Genomic DNA, 17,837 nt, shown 5'->3' with positions numbered 1-17,837 from the left:
TGCCCAATAAACAGCGTCTCTACAAGGTTTTTTTTGAATGCCACCACTGCCTGTGTATTTCTTGTTCAGGCAGAGATGGCGGTTCAGGAAAAGAGAGTGATATTTACTCAGAGGTAAAATTCAACTTTAGATTTAAAATCGGCGATATTTGGAATGCAGACGTCATTTGTTACGTTCATGGTTTTAAATTTACCGGGCGCAAATAAAACCAATTGTCCGAATGTCTGATTCAAGTTCATATCTGTGGCATAGCGTTCAATGTCGCTGAAGCGCATTGATTCGATGGCCTGCGCGATGCGTTGGTTGGTATTGAGTTGCGGGTCGCCAGCGCCCAGACTTTGCCAGATATTTTGCGAACGCATGGACTGGTTGATATCAACATCCTGTAACTGTTTTAATAAGTTACGCTGAATATGAGGCCAGTAACCTTCGTAAAATGCTTTTTCGCTGGTTTGTTGTTGTAAAAATGCAGAAATGTGATCAAGCAGCACCTGCGGCGCATTGTTAGGGCTTTGAATGTAAAAAGCGATGCCCGGATGCTGGTTATGTGGCACATAACCGGTGCCCACAATATAGCCAAGCTGTTTCTCTGTGCGTAATGTTGTAAAGAAAGAGCCTGCTAACATTTGCTCCAGCACCATACACATAGCAACGTCCTGAATATCATTGCTGGGCGCCTGAAGATATAAGACAACCGCAGCATCATCATGCTCGCAGGCTACCTCATGATAAAGTGTTTTACTCACTGGCAGCTTGGCAACAGGGCGGGGCAGTGGCGGAGCTTTGGCCGAGGCGGTTTGTGCCAGTACGCTGTCAACAATGCGTTGTGCGCCCTGAGAAGACCAGTTTCCGTGGATCAGCCCGTCTACATGATAATAATCGAACGCTCTGTCGCGTAATCGACGAATGTCATCGAACTGACAATGCTGCACGGCATCCAGCATTTCCACCGGTGCATGGGTGTTTTTTTGGATGAGTACACTCAAACGTGAAAACAGTCGGTTTATGGGCTTGTTTAACAGTGTGTTATGTAAGCTCTGGCACTGCAGTAGCTGAACCTGCTTAAACGTTTGCGGATCAGGGGTAAACCCTTTTATGGCGTCAATAAGGTGATTCAGTAATTGCCCTTGCTGGGCGCTAAACCCTCGGGTGTGAATACTGAATCCGCCCTGATGACCATAAATCCGATAATGTAGCCCGGCAATCTCTGCACGATAAAAACGGCCTTGCAGAAAGTCGTTTAAAGCTGCCAGCCATAAACGTTTGGCGGCAACCTGATGAATATTCTGGGCCAGAGAGGGAATGTCAAAAGAGACAAAGATATCCCCTTTTGGCACATTAAAAATATGATCCTGACAAAACCAGAAATCGAACCCTTTGTTGGTAACAATCTGCTGAGGCAAAGCAAACTTGCTTTCGTTCTTACATAAACTGTAACTGTCGCCAATAAACGGGTTGGGGGGCGGCATGAAAATAGCGTTTACTGGAGTGGGGCTTTGCCAGGCTGCCAGTTGTTGTTCAGAATAGGGCTCTACCGCATAGGCAGCATCATAATAAGCGCAGTTTTGCGTAGTAGGAACACCCTGAGCAATAACTTTTACACGCATATTCGCCGGCGTGAAATAGGCAAGTGCTTCACACAAACTCTGCTTTGTTAGGGTCTCAGAACTGCAGGCTTCGGCAATCTCATGCCAATTAAAGTACTGATGCAATTCCGCCAGTTCACTAATGGCCTGCAAAGGTTTATGAGAATCATCGTATTGCCTGGCCAACTGATTGAGTTTGGCCTTCTCCTGCAAACGCCAGTCTTCTTCAGCGCCTTCCTTAAGGAGTTCAACGACATAAAAAACAGCGTTAATAATTTCATTCTGCTGTGCGAGCCCGCTCTCGGTGAGTTGCAGGTTTATATTAAAGTCTTTGAAGTTCTGCCCTTCAATACCGGAACCTGCAATCAGGTTACTGGCCCAGCCTTTCGCTTTGAGGTAAGCAAACAGGCTGCCTGATGCCTCATCACCCAGTACATGGCTAATGAAATCGAGAGGCTTACTGCTAATATCCAAATGCAGGGCAGGTAAGGCAAAAGTCACAATTAATCGCCTGGCGGCTTGCAACGGTTCAATGTTAATTTGGGTGCCAAGCTGTGCCGGTGTGTAGAGTGGTGGCAATGTAAGCTCAGCAGCACTCCCTGCACTAAGACGGCCAAATGAGTCCTCAATCCAGGGCATCAGCTGACTGCTACTGAATGGTGAGTAAATGCACAGTGTAAGGTTTTTGGCGCAGTAGTACTGGTGGTGAAATGCCCTTAGCATTTGTTGCAGGGTATTTACCGGGAACTGGTTAAAAATCAGCTCGTTGCCTACGGAAAACTTGGCAAAAGGATGGCCAGGGTTGGCCGTTTCTTTATGTATTTGATAGAGCCGGCGCAAGTCGTCTTTTCGCTTGTACTGATATTCGGCATCTATCGATTGAATTTCGGCGGCAATACGTTCTTGCTTAAAATGCGGCGAGCCAAGCATGGCTGCAAAAGCCGGTAGCAAACGAGGTAGAGCCTGGGCATGGGCCTGGAAGTGATAGTTCGCAAATTCGGTGCCGGTCCAGGCATTAATAGACCCGCCAGCTTGCTCAACAACGTCGTTAATCCCATTGGCTTCAGGATTGACTTCATTGCCCATAAACAACATGTGTTCCAGCAGATGTGCCAATCCGGGGCAATCTGCAGGGTCAAAGAAGTGGCCAGCTTTACAACTGACAGACACGCAACACGTGTCCACTTCAGGTTTGTGAATAACGAGTACCCGGAGTCCATTTTCGAGAACAAGTGATTCAGTACTGTTTAAGTCCTGGGAAATATTCAATGTGATTATCTTCGCTTATTCGCTTTTTATTATACTTCCGGCCCTTCTCAATGGATGAGTTCTCCCACCTTAGTCTAAGTCACTGCAATAGTACTAGGCGAGGGGCGCGACCTTTGTTATCGTACACTTGTCAATTCTCATCATATTAGCAATGTTATGTCAGGTCAAAGTAGCAAAGACGACATTTTAATTTTTATCATGCGCCATGGTGAGGCCGAAGGACTTGTTACCGACGACAAGAGTCGGCGACTTACCGCTGTTGGCAACGCAGAAGTAGAGGCTTCCAGCCACTGGCTGGCAGAAAGTTATTGTGCGGACAGTCAAATAGCGACTGCACTGGTCAGTCCATACACGCGTACTCGCCAGTCTTATCAACAAGTTGCAAGCACTTTGCAGGCAACCCAGTTTGAAATCTGTGCCGACATTACCCCCGACGGTAACGTCAAGCTGGTGCATGACTACCTGGACGTGCTTGCCCGGCAAAGCATTAAAAATAATGCTGGCCAGCCTCTTTTGTTGGTCAGTCACATGCCCTTTGTATCGTTTTTTCTAGATGAAATCTGTGATGTGCCGAAAATGTCATTATTCGCCACCGGTTCGGTAGCCGTAGTGCGTTATTCTCTTAGCCGCAGTAAAGGGGTTTTGCTCCAGCATTATCAGGGGCTCTAAGTAACCTGGCCCGGTCATGTGGCGCTGGGGCTGCGTTATCTTCGGCAAATCCGAATGCGTATTTTACGAATATTTTGCTTTAGAAATCCCACCGCTTTCCGATAAAGATCACTGTAGTGAATCTATTATTTGAGAGAGTATGTCAGGCCAGTCGATCCCCGAACAGTTGCGTAAATCGCTTCAGCGTCATGTTGAGGAAGCTGACCTGCACGAAGACGAAGAACTGACGCAACTGATGGGAAAATTAAGCGATTTGTCAGCCAAGGTGGCGGCAGCCAAGGCGAAAGCCCTGGCCAAGCGTAAAATTACTCGTTAGAGGCGGGTTTGTATTCGCGGTAGTATTCAGGCATCACCCTGACGGTCTTAATCATATTTTCATTAATATCAATAATTTCGATGGGGTAACCGGCCAAACGCAAGCTCACGTTGTTTTCAGGAATTTCTTCCAGATACTCCAGAATTAATCCATTCAGGGTTTTTGGCCCTTCAGTGGGGAAGGCCCAGTCCATTTCTTTATTCAATTCACGAATATTCGCACTGCCATCCACCAAAACACTGCCATCCTGCTGAATAGACACTTCTTTACTGTGGTCGGGCAGATTAGTGGTGGTGAAATCACCAATAATTTCTTCCAGAATATCTTCCAGCGTAACCAGCCCCTGAATGTCGCCGTATTCATCAACCACCAGGGCAATCCGTTCTTTTTCAGCCTGAAACTGATACATCAGGGTGTGCAGCGGAATGGACTCCGGGGCGAAGTAGATTTCCCTTACCGCTCTGAGCAAAGAGGCTTTGGTAAACTGATCTTTTGACAGTAGTCGCAGGGCATCGCGTACATGCACAAAACCCACGGCGTCATCAATGCTGTCACGGTACAACAGTACGCGGGTATGTTGAGCCGTGGTTAGCTGTTTCTGAATGATCTTCCAGTCATCGTTAATGTCGATGGCGACAATATCGCTGCGCGGCACCATGATATCTTCTGCGGTGACGTTTTCTAAATCCAGAATGCTAACCAGCATGTCCTGGTGTTTTTTAGGGATCATCGTGCCGGCTTCATAGACTACCGTGCGCAGTTCTTCCCGGCTAAGGGAGTCGCCGCCGCCGTCCTGAGGACGAATTCTTAAAATTGCCAGGATGCCGTTGGTAATGCCATTAATAAACGCTACAAAGGGGTATAACACTTTCAGCAACGGTGCCAGGATCAACGAGCTTGGAAAGGCAATTTTTTCAGGGTACAACGCAGCCAGCGTCTTCGGCGTCACTTCCGCAAAAATCAGTAAGATGATGGTCAGGCCAATAGTGGTTGCAAACACTGCCCAGTACTCACCAAACCAACGGGTACAAATGATAGTGGCAATGGCCGATGCGGCAATATTCACCAGATTATTGCCAATCAGGATCAGGCCAATCAGGCGATCGGGCCGTTCGAGGAGTTTCTGAACCCGGTTAGCCCCGCGGTGCCCTTCGCCCTGAAGGTGCTTTAAGCGGTACCGGTTGATAGACATCATCCCAGTTTCTGAACTGGAAAAATAGGCTGAAAGTGCAATCAAAATGCCCAGTGCAATCAGCAGCGCACTGGTAGATATGTCGTCCAACTAAGGAATCCCTTTACTAATTAGAATCACCAATGTAGACAGTCGGCTACATGGTTTCAAGTGTTTATTCGGTGAATGCGACTATAAGAGTATTTCGCTCACAAATCGGCTGCCAAAATAAGCCAGTGAGAGCAAAGCCACCCCTACAATGGTGAGTGATATGACTTGTTTACCCCGCCAGCCCCAGAGTTTCTGACCCGCCAGGAGTACAATAAAAACAATCAAACCGGCAATCGATAGTACCGTTTTATGAAGGTATCCGCGACCAAACATATTATCGAGGAAGATAAATCCGCTAATCTGCGCAATGACCAACAAAATCGTGCCTAACAGAATGAGCTTAAACAGGATCGATTCAACCAGCATCAGGGGAGGCAGCGAAGAGTGTAATAACCCTGCACCTTTATGCTTTAGCTGATGCGTAATGTACGACATCTGCAGGGCGTATAGAAAACCAATCACCAAAGCGCCATAAGCGAACAGCGATAACGTAATATGAATGACCAGGCCGGGGCGCATATCAATATGCATAATGTGATTTACCGGCACGTACATAGAAGCCAGTACAGTAAAAGCTGAAAAGCTGAACACCACCGGCAGTAAAATGGTATTGGGTAACAAACTGCTGCTCACCAGCATCGACAGTGTGATGAGCCAGGCAACCAGAGAGAGTACGTTAGTAATACTCATATTTTGGCCGGCCTGCGCTGCCAGAATAGCATCACCCAGATAAAAAGAGTGAAACACCACTGCCAGTGCCGCAATACTTAGCGACAGCATGCGGTTGGGCCCCTGGTTATGAAAAAATCGCCCCGTCACCGACACCGCTGAAAACAAATAGGCAGCAACTGCCAACAGTGCAAACAAGGTAGCCATTTGTTATTGATAACCCGTTGATGATAAATAAGTCCGTATAGATACGCCAGAATAACAAAGAATTCAACCAGATGTCTGCCTGAATGTGATAAATCGTTAATCCCCCCTACGTTAACAGCGTAAATTTCGGTATACTCCAGCGATTACTTTTTGTTTCAGGTTATTGATTTATGTTTGAGAATCTTTCCGAACGCCTTGGCCAGACACTTCGCAGTGTAAGCGGACGTGGCCGTCTGACCGAAGACAACATTAAAGATACGCTGCGAGAAGTGCGTATGGCACTGCTTGAGGCAGACGTAGCCTTACCGGTTGTTAAAGAATTTGTCAGTCAGGTTAAAGCTCGTGCCGTAGGCACCGAGGTGACTAAAAGCCTTAAGCCTGGCCAGGTCTTTATTAAAATAGTCCAGTCGGAACTGGAAGCGGTGATGGGAGAAGCGAATGAAAAGCTGAACCTGGCAACGCAACCACCGGCTGTCGTGCTAATGGCCGGCCTACAGGGGGCGGGTAAAACCACCTCGGTAGGTAAACTGGCGAAATATCTCACCGAGCGTGAAAAGAAAAAGGTGATGGTGGTCAGTGCCGACGTTTACCGTCCGGCGGCCATTAAACAACTTGAAACCCTGGCTGAAGAAGTCGGCGTAACATTTTTTCCGTCTACGATTCTGCAAAAGCCAATTGATATCGTTAACGATGCTATTGACGACGCGCGCAAACAATTCTTTGACGTACTGTTAGTCGATACTGCCGGTCGTTTGCATGTTGATAATGACATGATGGACGAAATCAAAGGTCTGCATGCGGCTGTTAAGCCGGTAGAAACGCTGTTTGTGGTTGATGCCATGACAGGTCAGGATGCGGCAAATACCGCCAAGGCCTTTAATGAAGCGCTGCCGCTGACCGGTGTAATTTTAACCAAAGCCGACGGTGATGCCCGTGGTGGTGCGGCATTGTCGGTGCGTAAAATTACCGGTAAGCCGATTAAATTTTTGGGTATGGGTGAGAAACTCGACGCCCTTGAGCCTTTCCATCCGGAACGTATTGCCTCGCGTATTCTGGGAATGGGGGATGTTCTTAGTCTTATTGAAGAAGTCGAACGTAAAGTCGATAAAGACAAAGCCCAGAAACTGGCTAAGAAAGTTCAGAAAGGTAAAGGCTTTGACCTGCAGGACTTTAAAGAACAGCTCGAACAGATGCGCAATATGGGCGGCATGATGGGAATGCTCGATAAATTGCCTGGTATGGGCAATATGAGCGCCAAAATTAAAGATCAGGCTAACGATAAACAATTCACTCAGATGGAAGCGATTATTAATTCGATGACGCCGTCTGAACGTGAAAAGCCCGATATGATCAAAGGCTCCCGCAAGCGCCGGATCGCGGCCGGTTCAGGCACCCAGATTCAGGACGTAAACCGGTTGCTTAAACAGTTTACCCAAATGCAAAAAATGATGAAGAAAATGTCTGGCGGCGGCATGAAGAAAATGATGCGCCAGATGAAAGGCATGATGCCACCTGGTGGTGGCGGCCCGGGTGGTATGGGCGGCATGTTCCCACCGCGGTAAGTCTCAAAACGCCGAATTGTCTTTACAACAATTCGGCGTTTTATTAATTTTAATCCATTGTCAGCAATAAAATACTGCGCTTAATGAAAAGCGCCACCCAGGGACTATACTTGACAGGAAACGTCATACTACATCAGGTCGCTATTGATAAATGGGAAGACTAAATCACTTAGTGAGATTTGCTGCGCTGGCGCTGTTACTGGGGCAGGGAATTACGCCTTTAAATGCACAGCAGACAGCCGATGTGTCTGAGTCAGATATTCGCTGGATTAAAAACCCGTCTCCGCCTTTTCATATCCTTGATGGCCATCATCAGGGTTACGGCATTTGCGATGTGCTGGTGGATAAAATAAATGCCAGGTTGTCACCGCTTGATACCACTATTGAAGTGTACCCGCAGTCAAGAATAAACAGGCTGATCGAAGGGACGGAAAACTTGTGTTTTCCCTGCATGATTAAGCGCCAGGATACCGAACGTTTTGTCTACAGCAAAAAGACCACCGTTTACCCGCCACTGGGTATCATTCTGCGTAAAGAGCTGTTGTCAGAATTATATCCGACGCCTCCGCAAGCCTTGTCGTTAATCGAATTGCTCAATAATGATTCGCTTATATTTGGCTTTGCCGGCGCGCGACGTTTCCCCGACGAGTTACAAATTGCCATAGATGCTAATAAAGAGAACGACAATGTCCTCGCATTGCCTGGCGTATTGGGCCCGTTGCGACTACTGCAGCAAATTGACTTTGAACGCATCCATTACACACTCGATTACCCTGGGGTGCTGCGCTACTTCGCTATTAAAGAGAACAATAAAACGCTAATTTACTTGCCCACCACTGAATATGGCGAACAGCCGGTTTATGGCGCCATAGGATGCACCAACAATGCCTGGGGTAAACGTGCCATTAACGCCATTGACTCGGTACTTGATGACGTCATTGCCGATCCGGAGTACCAGGAAAACCAGACTTTCTGGTTAAACACCTTGCCCGAGAACCCCTAAACCGACACGACTTGTTTAATTAATGCGCGATTGTTGCGATTTTTCCCCGCGAACTTAAAACTGACCCTCGCAAACCTGTGCAACAGCACCATTTCATAATAAACTGACGCGTTAATTTCGCCGTGTAGCATGGCCAGCCTCAATGTGCGCTGGCAACGGATCTTCATCTAATTAATCAAACAACCACGGCGAAGATTGTTCTAATAAAGAAACAGGAATCCTATGGCCGGTCTTAAACGAATTATACTTATCGACACTCACTTACCCGGGGTTGTTGAACTTAAGCTTGACGGGCACACCAATATTTGCGGGACCAATGCGTCAGGCAAAACCACACTGCAACGTTTGATCCCGGTATTTTACGGTGAATATCCCAGCCGGGTGGTCCCAGCTACCCGTGATAGTTTTGAGCGCTGGTATCTGCCCCGTCAGTCGTCGTTTATCATCTATGAATACACCCGCGCTGACGGTGAACTTTGTCAGGCTGTGTTAAGTTCAAACGGTACCGGGGTTAACTATCGCTTTATCGCTAAATCATTTGATTTGGACGACTACCTGTATCAGCAAAAAAGCGGTAAACACGCGTCGTTAACGTCCACCGAAATTAGCCGCGCCATGAAGCGCAATAATATTGTGGTGTCGAGCCTGTTAACCACTAAAGACTTCCGTGCGGTGTTACAAAACGATCAGGGCGTGTTAAACCAGAGCAGCAGTGCCCGGGAGCTATTAGGCTATGCCAAGGTGTTTAGCTTAAGTCAGTCACATGAGCATTTACGGCATATAGAGAAGCTGGCCAAAGCGGTGCATTCTAAAGAAGGCAAAATGGAAACCATCAAAGCGATGATTGCGGCCATTCTGGAAGAAGACGGCGTTCAGCCACCGACTTCAAGTTTGTCCCGGAATCGCGTTGATGATTGGATCCGTGAATGCCATCTGATCCGAGCGTTCGATAAAGTGCGGCCGGAATTTACCCGGTTGGAGCAGGCTAATATGGCCTTGCAGGAAGCAGAAAACGGGCTGTCGGAAATTAGCCAGGCCTTTGAACTGGATAAATCCAGGTTAACCGCGCGCAGCGAAGAGGCCCGTCAGCAACTCGACGATGTACTGCATCAGAAGAAACTCAGCGACAGCACCTGGAACGAACGCCGTGATGAGTTGAATCAGCAGGTATCGGCGTCGCGCGCCGATGTGGAAAAGTACTCGGCAGAACTGGAAGCAGTAGAGCGCGAATTTGATAACTGGCAAGACCAGAATATCGAACAACTCAAAGAAGACGTAGCGAAATTACCCCAGTGGCAGCGCGATTTAGAGCTGGTCTCCAGCCGTTATACGTTACTCACCGAACAGCACCAGGACATCGAATCGGCCTATAATCGCCGTGTCGCTGAAATTGGCGAGACGTTAAGTGCTCAGGTAGAAGAGTTGTCAGCGGCTCGTCAGGAAGCGGCAGAGAAGCGCAGCGACCAGCAACAGCGGGAACGTGAGGCGCTGCAGGATATTAAGGCTGATTACGAAGCGCAGATCCACACGCTCAGCGATGGGTATCATGCCAAACTGAACGAACTGAAAGTCAGTGAAGCCGAGGCAAAAGTGGCACTGGCCAATGCCGGTTATAACGAGTTTGAGCAGTCACAGTTAGAGCTTCTTGATGCTGCCATTAAAGAAGCGAGCATCAGTGAAGACAGCGTTCGTAGCGAGTATCGTCAAACTCAGAACAGCTATCAAAAAGCCGTTCAACAGCGTGACAATGCTAATCATGCGCTGGAAAAAGCCCGCACGGCACATCGAAAAGCAGAGCAGCAGGTGGCCGAAGTCAATGCGTTGTTATATCCCGGCGAGGGGTCTTTGCTGGAGTATTTGCGTGCCAATGTGGATGAATGGGAAAGCTCTATTGGTCGTCTGATCCGCCCTGAGTTACTCGATCGCACCGATTTACAGCCTGAGCCCGTGGCAAATGCCGATGGTTTATATGGCGTAACGCTGGCCCTGGAGCACTTGCCTGCGCCAGCCTATGCGAAAACCGAGCAGGATCTCAAACAAGCGCTCAATGAAGCCGAAGCTGCGCTCTCAGAGGCGCTGGATAAACAAAACGAATGTGAAGCTGAGCTGGCGAAATGCAACGAAGCGGTGCGCATAGCCGAACTGGCCATGACCCGCCAGGACAATGCAGTACGCAGCGCTGAGGCGGCACGCAAACGTGCCACACAGGATAAAGAGTCGGTATTAAGTGAATACCAGCATGCACTCAAAGAGCGTAAACAGCGCGCCAAAACTCAGTTAGAGTCAAATCAGCAGGCACAGAAAAAACTGCAAAGCCAGTTTGAACTGGACCGTGACGATATTAAAGATCAGCAGCGCGAGGCGGTAACCGAACACAGCTTCCACTGGCAACAACTGATTGCCGACAGCGATGCACGTCTGACGCAGTTAGATGCTGAGATTAAGCAGGCTAAAGCTTCAGCAGCGCAAGATCGCGAAGAAATGGCCAAATGGCTGGAAAATGAACTCAACCAGCGCGGACTGGATGTTGATGAGATTGGTCAGCTTAAGAAGCAGGTCAAGAGTCTTAAAGACGCGATTTATAAAACCGAAACCCAACGCCATAAGGTGGCCGACTACGACCGCTGGTATCAAACCGTGTTCACCGGCCATAAAGTCACCTGGCAACAGGGGTTAACCAAAGCCCGTAAGGCACTGAGCGAAGCAGAACGTGAGCTCAATGAATTACAGGTAGCGTATCGGGAAACCCGTGAAAGCTTAAAATCCAGGCAATCGGAGCTGGAAAAACTGCTTTCTGTAGCCACCGAGCAACTTGGACAGGTGGATGCACTGGCGAAAAATCTGGCCAAACAAACCCTGCCCAAAGTCGAGGTGGTGGCTGAGTGGCAACACGATGAGCTTAGCATCACGCAACGCTTATCAAGGGCTCAGGCGTTACTCAAAGAGCGGGAAGAACTGCTTAGCGATATTCGCAATTATGTAGAACGTTTTGATCAACTGATTGCTGCTCAGGCGGGAACCGGCTTGTCAGATACCTGGGAGCGCGCTCGGGAAGAATGTGCCGTTATTAACGCCCATGGCGTGAAAGGCATTGACCACCGCCGGATGGTAGGGCACTTATCACAACTGTTAAACGTGATCGTACCGCAGAAAATTCAGGGGCTGCGGGAGCAGGGGCGGATTTTTGGTGCCGATTTGAGTCAGTATTACTTTGTACTGGCGGATATTGATAAGCGTATCGTTAGTCAGAGTCGACGCATCAGTAAAGAGGTAGATGGCGAACTGTTCCTCGACGGCGTATCGGATTCTGCGGTAAAAATTCGCTCTCGGATCAGTGAACTGGAATTCTGGCCAGAGCTTGAACACTTCCGCACGCTGTACGACAGTTGGATGGAAGAGGGCGCCCATGAACTACCGGATGATGAATACGGCCAGAGCATGCGCCGCGTGCTGGATATCCTTGGTCGTGCCGCACTCTCTGGTGGCATCAGTAAACTGCTGGATATTGAATTACATTTGCGTGAAGGGAACAGCGATCTGGTTATTCGTACCGACCGTCAGCTAAATGAATCGTCGAGCCATGGTATGGCTTATCTGATCCTGTGTAAGTTCCTGCTGGCTTTTACCCGTTTATTGCGCGGTGAGGCAGACGCGGTCATTCACTGGCCTATTGATGAGCTGGGTACCTTGCACCAAAGCAACGTGAAAAAGATTTTCGATGCCTGTCAGGCCAATAATATCAGTGTGGTCGGCGCCTTCCCGAACCCTGAATCTGATGTCTTAAAACTGTTTGAGAATCGTTATCTCATCGACAAAGTATCTAAGCAATTACAGGTGGTTCAGCCGAAGAGCACTAACCTGTCATCATTGATTCAGGCCCGTAAAGCCAAGCAGGAGGTGTCAGCATGATGACCGAACAGGGCAAAGTATTAAGCGCATTACTGAATGGCCAGTTTATATGTCAGGTCAGTGATGAAGACAGCTGGCGCTTTTTAAAAAGCCGCGATAATGCCACTAAGCTTGAACCTCATTTGAATTTGTTAAACCGCACCCTGGCCACCACCGGCGAAGGGGAGGTGTTTTTTGCCGGGTATCTGACTCTGGGTGACGAAGAACGCAAAGTACTGTTGCAGCAATTCCAGGAAACTACTTCCAGCCTGGTACCACTGGTGGAATGGTTGCTACTGGTTCAGCAAGCCAGCGAGTCGGATATGCCACTGACCATGGGCAATGCCATTCGTTTAAATGAGCTGCAAACCGTTATTGAAGACACCCCGGCTTACAGTGAACAACTGGAGAAAATCTCCCGCTATCGGTTGTTCGGTTCTACCAGTGTGAATCTGGACGGTCAGTTAAAGCAGGTGTTTAAAAAACTCACCGACCTGGGTTACTTAATGAAACCTAACCCGGAAAAACAAATTTATCTGGCCACCGGCAAAGTAGAGCATTTGTTTGAAGTGATCCGCTTTATCGATGAAACCGAATCACTGTCGTTATCTGAGCAGGCGGAAGCGGCCATTCAACAGGGCAGTCTGCTATGAGTCAGGTGCTGATCCAGGCAGGGAGCCGGTTTTTAAATGCACTGGGTCGCCACAGCGAACTCATCATGCACGCCTACGTAAACGGCTCGGTTGATGAATCAAACTTTAGCCGCAAGGTCCTCGAGCAACTTATTCAGTTGGGTATCTTATGGCGGCCCGATCCACAAAGCGCCCTGCGGCTTAAAAGTGCAGTGCGCAATTTGCTGGAAAGTGGCCTTCAGGACGAACGCAACCGCAACATTAACGCCAATATCGGCACCGCCCTGGCGAGTCTGAAAACCATTGCCGAGCACTACAAAGAGTCGTTGCACTACAACCGGTTTAACGAAGCTCACGCTTACATGACCGACCTGACTGAGCACGTATACCAGCTCACCGAATCGCTGGCCAACAGCGTGCGGGTAATGTTTAGCCGGATTAACAATGAGTTTGGCTATGTTTCATCGGTGGACGCTAAAATTCGTGAAAACGAACTGGCTCAGGGCCAGGTCTCTGAGCTGCTTAATCAGTTAGAGTGCTTTCGCTTTGATGAACTCAGTGAAATAGCCGGCGGTAACCGTGAATTACGCCACTTATTAGTAGTTGCCTTGCAACAAAGCTTCTCAAAAGCCACTCAGGAGCTGTCGGTTGCGCAAGCGCGACTGCTCGATTTACTCGGCCGTTTTCGTGAGTTCCAGGGCCGTACACGGCTGCTTAAAGGCTTTTTACTGCACATGGAGCATCACCCTGATTTTGCGCCGGGTAATTACCCGAATCTTACTCAGGTGCCCGTATTGTTCAATCAGTCGGCGGCCATGCTGAAACCGGCCAGCATTGATGTGAACCAGGTCGCGCACGAACAGGAATTACAGCAGATTGTTGCCTCGCTAAGCTCAGTGTATCGCCGTAAGCCTGTGGTAAGTGAACCGGAAAAAGCATCGACTATTGATGTTAGTGAGCAGCAGTCAGTAGATTTAGAAAGCGATCCGCTACAGGAAGAGGTGGATGCCTATTTCTGTGAGGTGATTGATAACGGCCAGTCCTTATCAGCACTGGATTATTTCAGCCAGCGCGAGCTGGAGTTCGATCCGGAAGTGTGGATTTATCAGGTGATTGGCGGCTATCAGGCACTGGATGATGAGGATAAGCAGTTCTTTGCTATCGACCCGGTGGGGCGTGTCGATGAAAGATATACCGGTAATTTTGTGATCCATGATGTCACTTTAGGACTAAGATAACTGTAAGCCAATCAGCGTGATACAAAAACGGCTCGTTGTTGGCAAGACAGGAGCCGTTTTTTGTTGCCTTAAAAAGCCGTTTCTTAGATGAAATTGGTCTTGGCAAATCACAATTTAAACTTATAATTAACATATGTGTAACATGATAGGGTACTATCTGTTAAAGAAGTTGCCGGCGGGATGCCGGTTGTAGTGAACAGGAGCTGTTATGCATTTGTCAGAAGAACAACGCTTTAACCAAGCACTAATAAAACTAGCGGTATTGTTTTATCAGGTCGACAGAAAAATTTTACTCAGTGAGCAGGATTATCTGGAAGAGCTGGTTGATTCCCTCGAATGGGATAGCCCCATTTGTCGCGAAGCCTACGTAAACGAAGTGATTTATCAAACCCGAACGGCACTGGATACCGGTGACGCCGGAGATATATTGCGAGGATTGCAGGCCGAACTGGCGTTTAATGCCAGTCAGGCGCTCGAGGTTGCCATGGCAATGTCAGGCGTTGACGGTGAGCGTAGCGAAGAAGAAACCGAACTGTTAAGTTTACTAACTCACAAGGTATTAGCCCGGGAACTCACTGCGAATCGGGTGGAGTTACCTGCCGCTTCCTGAACGATATATTGAAAAGCCGCCAAATCACAGGTAGGGTCGGGAATATTCAGACAATTAAACGTATCCCTGCCTGATGAAACTATTTCGGCTGCTTTGCCTGGCGGCACTACTGGTAACGTGTACAGTAATGCTGCTAAGCAGCTGTCAGCATACCCGCAAAATCCAGTTTGTGCCTTCGGATTCACTGGTTCCGTCTACCATTACTCCCTTTACCACATATCAGCAGGCTGTGGCCGACTGGCTTAGTGCTCATCGTCAGTCCACCGGTTTTGAGCCGGGGTGGGAAGTGCAAATTAATACGCCCTTTGAGTGTGGTGTTGGTAATACCAAAGGAGTGTTGTTTATCCATGGTTTGGGGGATTCGCCGTATTTCTTTCACGACGTTGCTGAACATCTGTGTGAACGTAACGTGTGGGTAAGGGCGATACTCCTGCCTGGTCACGGATCGAAACCTGGCGATATGCTCAATGCCAGTTATGCGCTGTGGCAACAAACCACTAACTTTCACGTAGAACAGTTTTCCCGCAAAGTGGATGAGTTATATCTGGCCGGGTTTTCCACCGGTACAAATCTGGCTGTGGTGGCCACCAGTAAGCGCAACGATATCGCTGGCTTACTGCTGTTCTCACCGGCATTTGAATCCCGCTTTGCGGTCACCTGGCTGGCCCCGTATTTAACTGGGTTATTTAGTTGGCCCAATGTTGAACCCGAAGACAACCCAACACGCTACAATTCAATGGCCATGCAGGGCTTTGCTGCTTACCAGAAAAGTGTGGATGCGGTTCAGGCGTCATTGCAGCAGAAACCGGTTACCCTACCTGCATTGTTAGTGGTGCCAGAGGGCGATAGTGTGGTGGATGTAAATAGGGTATCTGAGCTTTATGCCGCGCACTTTCGTCACCCAACGAGTCAGTTGCTGTGGCTGGGTGAAGAAGAGGATGCGCCAGCTAACAGCCAGGTGCTTAGCATGCAAATACCGGCGCAGCGGATCGGGGCTGCCTCGCATATGAGTGTATTGTTTAGTGCAGCCAATCCCTTGTATGGGATCGGTGGAACCCAGAGAATTTGTGATAATGGGCAGGGCAGCAGTAAAACAAAACGCTGTGAAGCGGGCGGGAAGGTTTGGTATGGCCCTTGGGGATTAACCGAGGAAGGCAAGGTATTTGCCCGTCTTACTTACAATCCTTATTTCGACACCATGATGGGGGCGATTGAACAGTTGCTGGAGATTGACTCACAACCCGCGTTGTTAAAGGAGTAATCTGGTATCACAGTCAACGTCGAGATATGGCCTGAATGGTTTACTTGTTCAAGGATATAAATTGACAATGATGATTTCTTATTATGATCAAAAGCGCTCATCACACCCACATAAGGGGCAGTAACGCGTGGGCTAAAGTAGGAACGAAGAGACGCAGCCCATGTGTTGGCGTCCCAGCAAGCTTGCGAGCGATTTAATGTGATTGTTATGTACGCTCACCATTTTCCTAATTAACTTTGATATTGCCTTTGTTTGCTTGTTGCACCGCTGTATAAGGAATAACGATAGTGTCTGCCGCAGCAGAGAACGCCGTATCTATGACGAAAAAAGGTACACTGCCAAATCTTGAGCCAAGGTTTTCAACTTTACTGGGTTCACCATAAAACAAGCAAAAGTTGTACATAAGCCCACTATAGATTCTCGGGATTTCTGAACAGTAACTTTCTTTGCCACGGTGCTCAATTTGAACATGATTGTTAACGGGATCGATGGTTCTAACTGTTGCGCAAGAGAAACAAATTGAAGACATTAATAGAAGAAGAACCCTTTTCACTTTAAAAATCCTTTTAAGTACATAACACCATAAATATAGGGCACAAACATAGCGGCCATCATCGGAACAAAGTGATACAGCCGCCATGTTTGTGTCCCAGTGAGCCTGCGAGCGACTTAATTTCTTTGTCATATTTTACAGTTCGCTACGAGGAGCTATTTTAGCTGTACCATAGAATTTTACAGGTACTCGATTTCTATTTGATGCCGCTGCTTCAAATTTTACTTGTGGCATTTCATCTAGTTTGCTTTGTGTCATAAAGCCTTCAGGTATTGAGCTTATCAAAGTATTCTCGACTACATACCCATTCGAATCTATGACAGTTAAAACAGTCCATTCACCTTTACCTTTTGGCAACCAAGTAGGGCGTTTATTTAGCATTTTAACTTTTGTGGTCTTAAGAACCCAGTAGTTAGGCAATTCTTCCGCTTTGATCTCAATAGTTTCGGAAGCAAAGAAAGGATCGACTTCTGTAGAGGTTGTTTGGCACCCAAAAAGGCTTAGGGCTAGCAAGATTGCACTGATTTTTTTCATACGACTATCCATGTGTGCGTAAAACATAACGCCCGCATAACGGGCAAAAACACGAAGGCTAAAACACGGAACGAAGTGCCGGGAGCCTGCGTGTTTTGTCTCTTGCGAGCGCAGCCTGTGGTCAATGCGTCTGTTAAATGCCAACCACTAACTTCATCGATTCTGCCGCAGATATAAAACCCAATAAAAAGAAGAGTATACGTATTAAAATGTTAACTCCAAAACGCAATGTATCAGGTTCATACCATGGCTTTTTATCAAAATCATATTCTGTACGAAGTTGTCGCTGATACTCTTCAATAATTTGCTTACCAATAACCAGCAAAAAAATTAAGGAGAAAAAGGTAAAAGCGAAAACTCCACCTGGAAGAGAATAAAACTCAATAACAGCTTCGCTGAGTACTAGTAATACTCCAGCTATAAATGATGTTGTTTTTGTAGCTTCCATTGGCATTTAACGCCCTGCTTAGGGGCGGAAACACATGGGCTAAAATTAGGAGCGAAGCGACGCAGCCCATGTGTTTACGTCCCAGCTAGCCTGCGAGCGACTACAGCAGT

15 protein-coding genes are annotated in these 17,837 nt (G+C 47.9%); 9 read left to right on the top strand and 6 right to left on the bottom strand.

What is annotated here, in order from left to right; all coding sequences use genetic code 11:
• Positions 1–107: 107 nt before the first annotated feature.
• A complete protein-coding gene (locus AC27IB_RS18785) occupies positions 108–2,855 on the bottom strand; it encodes an insulinase family protein (protein ID WP_487122858.1) in 2,748 nt (915 codons plus the stop codon).
• Between the two features lie 156 nt (positions 2,856–3,011).
• On the opposite strand from AC27IB_RS18785, the gene sixA reads away from it, so the two are divergent.
• Together sixA and AC27IB_RS18775 are read left to right on the top strand one after the other, a co-directional pair.
• A complete protein-coding gene (sixA, locus tag AC27IB_RS18780) occupies positions 3,012–3,524 on the top strand; it encodes a phosphohistidine phosphatase SixA (RefSeq protein ID WP_296049007.1) in 513 nt (170 codons plus the stop codon).
• Positions 3,525–3,663: 139 nt separating this feature from the next.
• Positions 3,664–3,840 carry a hypothetical protein gene (locus tag AC27IB_RS18775; RefSeq protein ID WP_164464666.1) on the top strand — a complete coding sequence of 59 codons (177 nt, stop codon included), beginning with the start codon at positions 3,664–3,666 and terminating at the stop codon, positions 3,838–3,840.
• On the opposite strand, the gene AC27IB_RS18770 is transcribed toward AC27IB_RS18775, so the two are convergent.
• Both AC27IB_RS18770 and AC27IB_RS18765 read right to left on the bottom strand, forming a co-directional pair.
• Positions 3,830–5,122 carry an HlyC/CorC family transporter gene (locus tag AC27IB_RS18770; RefSeq protein ID WP_487122856.1) on the bottom strand — a complete coding sequence of 431 codons (1,293 nt, stop codon included), beginning with the start codon at positions 5,120–5,122 and terminating at the stop codon, positions 3,830–3,832. The two genes, AC27IB_RS18775 and AC27IB_RS18770, sit on opposite strands and share 11 nt — an antisense overlap.
• Before the next feature lie 81 nt (positions 5,123–5,203).
• Positions 5,204–5,998, bottom strand: a complete 795-nt coding sequence (locus AC27IB_RS18765; protein WP_296049012.1) for a cytochrome C assembly family protein — start codon at positions 5,996–5,998, stop codon at positions 5,204–5,206.
• 170 nt (positions 5,999–6,168) lie between these two features.
• Between AC27IB_RS18765 and ffh the strand changes: the two genes are divergently transcribed.
• From ffh to AC27IB_RS18730, 7 genes are all read left to right on the top strand, one after another.
• Positions 6,169–7,560 carry a signal recognition particle protein gene (gene ffh, locus AC27IB_RS18760; RefSeq protein ID WP_296049013.1) on the top strand — a complete coding sequence of 464 codons (1,392 nt, stop codon included), beginning with the start codon at positions 6,169–6,171 and terminating at the stop codon, positions 7,558–7,560.
• 151 nt (positions 7,561–7,711) lie between these two features.
• Entirely contained in the window at positions 7,712–8,563 is an 852-nt protein-coding gene (locus AC27IB_RS18755) for a hypothetical protein (protein WP_487122853.1), read from the top strand.
• Positions 8,564–8,785: 222 nt separating this feature from the next.
• Positions 8,786–12,472 carry an ATP-binding protein gene (locus AC27IB_RS18750; protein WP_487122851.1) on the top strand — a complete coding sequence of 1,229 codons (3,687 nt, stop codon included), beginning with the start codon at positions 8,786–8,788 and terminating at the stop codon, positions 12,470–12,472.
• Positions 12,469–13,104, top strand: coding sequence for a condensin complex protein MksE (locus AC27IB_RS18745; protein WP_296049017.1), 636 nt, complete (start codon positions 12,469–12,471; stop codon positions 13,102–13,104). Before AC27IB_RS18750 ends, AC27IB_RS18745 begins: the two co-directional genes overlap by 4 nt.
• A complete protein-coding gene (locus AC27IB_RS18740; protein ID WP_487122849.1) occupies positions 13,101–14,321 on the top strand; it encodes a phosphoenolpyruvate carboxylase in 1,221 nt (406 codons plus the stop codon). The genes AC27IB_RS18745 and AC27IB_RS18740 overlap by 4 nt, the downstream gene beginning before the upstream one ends.
• A 208-nt stretch (positions 14,322–14,529) precedes the next feature.
• Positions 14,530–14,931 carry a TerB family tellurite resistance protein gene (locus AC27IB_RS18735; RefSeq protein ID WP_487122847.1) on the top strand — a complete coding sequence of 134 codons (402 nt, stop codon included), beginning with the start codon at positions 14,530–14,532 and terminating at the stop codon, positions 14,929–14,931.
• Between the two features lie 73 nt (positions 14,932–15,004).
• Positions 15,005–16,192: an alpha/beta hydrolase gene (locus tag AC27IB_RS18730; protein WP_487122845.1), complete on the top strand. Its 1,188-nt coding sequence runs from the start codon at positions 15,005–15,007 to the stop codon at positions 16,190–16,192.
• 226 nt (positions 16,193–16,418) lie between these two features.
• Here AC27IB_RS18730 and AC27IB_RS18725 read toward each other — a convergent pair whose 3' ends face one another.
• The 3 genes from AC27IB_RS18725 to AC27IB_RS18715 all read right to left on the bottom strand — a co-directional run bounded on the left by AC27IB_RS18725 (position 16,419) and on the right by AC27IB_RS18715 (position 17,733).
• Positions 16,419–16,832 carry a YceK/YidQ family lipoprotein gene (locus AC27IB_RS18725; protein ID WP_487122843.1) on the bottom strand — a complete coding sequence of 138 codons (414 nt, stop codon included), beginning with the start codon at positions 16,830–16,832 and terminating at the stop codon, positions 16,419–16,421.
• Between the two features lie 48 nt (positions 16,833–16,880).
• Entirely contained in the window at positions 16,881–17,279 is a 399-nt protein-coding gene (locus AC27IB_RS18720; RefSeq protein WP_487122841.1) for a hypothetical protein, read from the bottom strand.
• A 133-nt stretch (positions 17,280–17,412) separates the two neighbouring features.
• The gene (locus tag AC27IB_RS18715) at positions 17,413–17,733 is read right to left on the bottom strand and encodes a hypothetical protein (RefSeq protein ID WP_487122839.1); all 321 of its coding nucleotides are present in this window, start codon (positions 17,731–17,733) and stop codon (positions 17,413–17,415) included.
• Positions 17,734–17,837 lie beyond the last annotated feature (104 nt).

It is taken from the genome of Alteromonas sp. 4NH20-0104 (assembly GCF_057547795.1).
The sequence above is the reverse complement of the archived record's forward strand: the minus strand, read 5'-3'. Positions and strand labels throughout refer to the sequence as shown.